The following is a 4,709-nucleotide window of genomic DNA, read 5'->3' on the forward strand; positions in this document are numbered from 1 at the left end:
CCCCCAAGACATGAAATCAAATATTGATTCCGCTCTGGCTGCGACAAACACTGCAGATTTAGATGCAGCTCTTAAAAAACTCGATGGTAACCAAGCTAATGTTGAACTTGGTGGTGTTGTCGCATTCGCTATCCCAAATCAATTTATAGCGGCTAACCTATTCGGCAAAGCCTATACAGAATCGTTTGCTACACCAAATGTTTACAATGAAGCGTCAGCGACAGATGCCGATAAGCTTGAGTTGTCGACGGTAGAAGCCGTTGCTATTGGTGTTACCGAAGTTGGATTAACTCTCGCTAAATATCAAACCTTTATGGGGCAGCATATTTCATTTGGTATCACGCCTAAACTTCAACGTATTTACACATACAACTACGTTGCTTCTGTTAAGAGCTACGATTTGTCTGATGTAAGAGACAATGGTGAAGGTGAAACTTCTTTTAATATGGATGCTGGCGCGCTTTGGTTCACAGGTCCATTTCGAGTTGGTTTTTCGGCTACCAACTTAATATCTAGAGATATCAATACCAAAGATACATCTCAAACTTTAACGAGCACGACCAGCGGTGTGACACACAAAGTCGGTGGCCAATACGCATACAAACTAGAGCCAGTATATACCGTAGGTGCTGGTATCGTAGCGGACTACTTCACGCTTAGTGTCGACTATGACTTAAATGAAACCGAAAAGTTTACTTCGTTCAAAGATAATGAACAGATGATTCGCGTTGGTACAGAAGTTGATGTTCTGCGTCAGCTACAGCTAAGGGCAGGGTACTACAAGAATTTGGCATACTCTGGTTCAGAAGGTACAGTCACTGCAGGTATTGGGTTGTCGCCACTCAATTTGTTCCAGTTAGATTTAAGTGCTAACTACACAAATGAAAATGCAATGGGTGCATCAATCAATTTCCTTGCTAGTTACTAACAGTCCTTATATAGTTCTGCTCCTAAATAAAGGAGCAGACTATGCTAAACGACTTACCAACCCTTTCTCACGAAGAACAACAGAAAGCTGTTGAACGAATTCAAGAAATGATGACCCAGGGCATCAGCACAGCACAAGCTATCAAAATCGTTGCTGAGCAAATTCGTGAAGAAATGAGTAATAAAGAAGAGTAGGGCATTAGCCCTTCTTTTTTAACACCTTAGCGCACTATAACTAAATATATTACCCTATAATATATTATCTCGTACATACCAATTCTTTAGTTACCCTAAACCCCGGACTATTCAAAACCATTAAATGCCTTTTATTCAGTAAGTTACGTTAGAGTAATCCACTTATCAGGCTTTTCTTGGCTTCTATTTGTAATTAAATTACAGCGAGCTCTGAAAGCAATACAACTATCATTTTGGGTGTCAGTATTTATGTCACCATGTCTAAGTAGTTAAATCTATGGCGTTTTTTAAGGATAGTGACGTTGTGACTTCCATTTTTAGTGGATCAGAGTGCGTGATTAGAAGCGTGACGGGAGCAGAATAATAAGGATTTCCTCGAAGAGCAGCGCGAGATAAGTAACGACGGTAATGTTCAAAACCGATACCGCGAGTGACTTACGACTGCTTAGAGAAAGCTTTTACTAGCCAGATATGTGCGGTTTAGAACAAGTAGTTAGGAAGCTTAGAAACGATACATATAACCTGAGAATGCGATTAATGGCGTTACTACAGAATGTGTTGTTACCGATGGTGAGAGCGCGCTTATAGGCCTACATAACGATTAGAATCCTAATGAGACAGTAAAGCTTTTGGCTTCTTTAGTCTGCGTTGAAAATCTAACGGCGGCTTAAATGGACAGTAGATATCGACAGGGTATTAATGGCGTCTTGATTGGGTATTGGCAGAGAGTTGAACGTGTAACTGCAGTCTAGTCAAGCGAGCTTTAGTACAACTTTGCGACTTGGTTTCGTCCGTTGTCTTTCGCTTGGTAGAGTGCCTTGTCTGCACGTTTAATTGCAGAACGTATCGATTCATGTTGCTTAAGCTGTGTTACTCCAGTCGAAGTCGTTACTTTAAGCGCTTTAGGCCAAACGCTTTGGTCGATTGCTAGGTATAGATTATTGATAGATTCGTTACACTGTAGCGCAGTTTGCTCCAGGCAAACTAAAAGGAACTCCTCACCACCCCAGCGATAAAGTAAATATTGCTCACCAAGACTCTCGTTAGCCGTTGCGACAAACTGAATAAGTACTTTGTCACCCACTTCATGGCCATGTTGATCATTGATTTGCTTAAAATGGTCTAAATCAAACAAAGCGATGTGAATGGTTTTTCCTTGCTGAGCTAACCATTCAAAATCATAGAAAGCATCTAAAGCTTCAGTTCTGTTCCTACAGCCGGTTAACGGATCGGTTGTAGCCTTTATCTTTAGCTCTTCAATTTCTTGAGTCAACGAACGTTGTTGCTGTGCGGCATCTGTTCTTGTTCTTCTGGCTAGATATAACGCACAAGATATATAGTAAATCGCATACAGCACCCATAAACTAATTAAGAGTTTTCCTAGTACAAACTTGTCGATCGTCTTGCCGTGAAAAACGATGCTTTGTACTGTCAGTTTATGGTGCCCATCAAGTGTGCTAGCACCAAGCCCTAACTCAACAGACACTGCGTTGGTAACGTCTACGGCGCTATTCGTAATAGGGTGGTTGTAATAGTCGATCCACCACAAAGGGACATTGAAATAATCTAAGTCGATGTGTTTTCTATCGGGTAACGAGAAATCTAAACGATTGAACTTATTAGACATAGCGTCACCTTGAACGCTGTAATTCTCGTCGTAATTTCGAATGTAAAAGCGAAACCTTGGCTGTTCTTGGCCTTCGTAATCCATATTGATGGTCACTGAGTCATACACTGAGAGATCCAGACCTTTACCTTCCGTAGAGATAACGAACTCAATCTCACAGAATGGCGAGCTATAGGTACGCTTAAAGTCACACTGTAACTCAATGGTGTCTTCTGACTTATACAGCACCCCTTTGGTGCCACCATTATGTTCTTGGTCAGTGTTAACGAGTGTAGGGAATCTGTCTGGAGTGATAACGTAGTTTTGATCCATGATCATATGGTAAGAGATAAACGACAGTAGAGTGGCAGCGAGGCAAAAAACCGAAAGGAATATATTGATTTGCCTGAATACGTTGTCGCTCAAAATGTTAATCATCCATACTGTAACTTTGTGGTTATGCGTGATGTCACCGCAAACAGAGATTCTATCGAGTATTCACATTCGCACTCAATAGTTAAAATTGAATTGAAGATTATACAGAAAAGTTAATGATTAAACTGATTTTTAGAACAAATTCTGTACGCATGGCGTTGGTTTTGAATGCTATTCACTCGATAAGTGTGGTTTTTGCGGGGGTATCAATTTAACTGTATATTTATACAGTTAAATTTAATGTGGTTCGGTTTGTCGTAATCAGAGTTATGTGTGCGAGTTTTATGGCTTGCTGTGACAACGAGTTATGAGGCCACTGTTACTGTTCATCAATTAAAGTGGAGGGCCGTTATGTTGCAGTGTCACTTTTTAAACTCAATTTTATCGAAAACTTTGTTGTCTATGAGAGCGTTCGTACCACTCATTTTGTCTTTCATTGCCAATTACGCGCCATACGTAGAACAAAGCTTCAATGCGCTGCAGGTTATCCCAAATCCGTATTAGTTTGTAGTGGGTGCTGTTGTGGTTGATACGCTAGGCATGCGCGCCATGGTGCGATACTTACTTGAATACTACGCATCTCGATGGAAAACGAAGTGATGGCGTACCTCGATGCGTTAATCATCGCTTTGATTACAGGTGGAGTCTCAAGCCTTGGCACTATTGCGGCTTTGAAAACGGACATCAACTGGATAAAACGAGTGCAGCAGACCAAGAGCAACGGATACGAAAACTGGAGGTACCGAATGAAAGGACACAAGTGCAAGGGCCGCCGACCAAACGGCCAACTTAAGAAAGGTTACACGCTAAAAAATGGACGCGTAGTGAGGGCGAATACCACACGAAAACGCTATAAGAAACGACGCTAACCTCACCAATAAAAGAGCCACTTTCTTATAAAAGTGGCTCTTTTTGCATCTCATCTATAAGTAATTAGACACTTAGCACTTAGTTTTACAGCTAATGATTTAAATCACTGTTATAAATAGGATTAATGGTTATAGTTATTGTTTCTAAACTAACTAACCAGAACACAGGGACTCTAAATTTAGTGCTCTCTATTTAATTGCGTTTTACACAAGCCATTAACATCAGTTTTGAGGTCAATTATGATTTTTCTGAATAAGTCGGGTTCAGTCCTACATGGTAGTGCGCTTTGCGATGAGTTAAAAGCGTTACTCATCGAGCACGAAGAATATTTAGGCTCATCTCTTATACCTGATTTATCACATATTAATTCTCGGGCAGAAAACCATACGGGTATTGATGTTTGCGATGTTACTTTTCTTGGCGGTAATGAATACCAACTTGATTATCAGTATCAGTGGTCAGTTTATAACGGTTGTGCCGACATGGATCTTGAAGGAGAAGAGGATTCTTGCATTTCCTTTACTCTTGAAATGGATGGTGAATTGGTATTCGATATTCTAGAGGTGGAACAACGCAACACACTCGAAGAGTTTTAGTGTTAATAAACGTTTAAGACAGTTTTTTTAACGTGTAATCATGCCTTATGGGATAGTTTGGAGTTATTTTGATACAAGTG

At 40.5% G+C, this 4,709-nt stretch carries 4 protein-coding genes and 2 pseudogenes; 5 read left to right on the forward strand and 1 reads right to left on the reverse strand.

The window, feature by feature from the left end; all coding sequences use genetic code 11:
- Window positions 1–928 (forward strand): conjugal transfer protein TraF (locus tag AB4653_RS12530; RefSeq protein WP_372104304.1); only part of this gene is annotated, 928 nt, incomplete at its 5' end.
- A gap of 41 nt (window positions 929–969) precedes the next feature.
- A complete protein-coding gene (locus AB4653_RS12535) occupies window positions 970–1,122 on the forward strand; it encodes a YoaH family protein (RefSeq protein WP_004731009.1) in 153 nt (50 codons plus the stop codon).
- Window positions 1,123–1,885: 763 nt separating this feature from the next.
- Here the strand turns inward: AB4653_RS12535 and AB4653_RS12540 are convergent.
- Window positions 1,886–3,166, reverse strand: a complete 1,281-nt coding sequence (locus tag AB4653_RS12540; protein ID WP_102258014.1) for a GGDEF domain-containing protein — start codon at window positions 3,164–3,166, stop codon at window positions 1,886–1,888.
- Window positions 3,167–3,574: 408 nt separating this feature from the next.
- On the opposite strand from AB4653_RS12540, the pseudogene AB4653_RS12545 reads away from it, so the two are divergent.
- The 3 genes and pseudogenes from AB4653_RS12545 to AB4653_RS12555 form a co-directional block, all read left to right on the forward strand.
- Window positions 3,575–3,763, forward strand: a pseudogene (locus AB4653_RS12545) (hypothetical protein); the annotation flags it as partial.
- Window positions 3,763–3,956 (forward strand): annotated as a pseudogene (locus AB4653_RS12550) (hypothetical protein). The pseudogenes AB4653_RS12545 and AB4653_RS12550, both read left to right, overlap by 1 nt.
- Before the next feature lie 316 nt (window positions 3,957–4,272).
- A complete protein-coding gene (locus AB4653_RS12555) occupies window positions 4,273–4,629 on the forward strand; it encodes a hypothetical protein (RefSeq protein WP_102257884.1) in 357 nt (118 codons plus the stop codon).
- Window positions 4,630–4,709 lie beyond the last annotated feature (80 nt).

The organism is Vibrio sp. 10N.222.48.A3, assembly GCF_041475345.1.
GTDB lineage: Bacteria > Pseudomonadota > Gammaproteobacteria > Enterobacterales > Vibrionaceae > Vibrio > Vibrio tasmaniensis_A.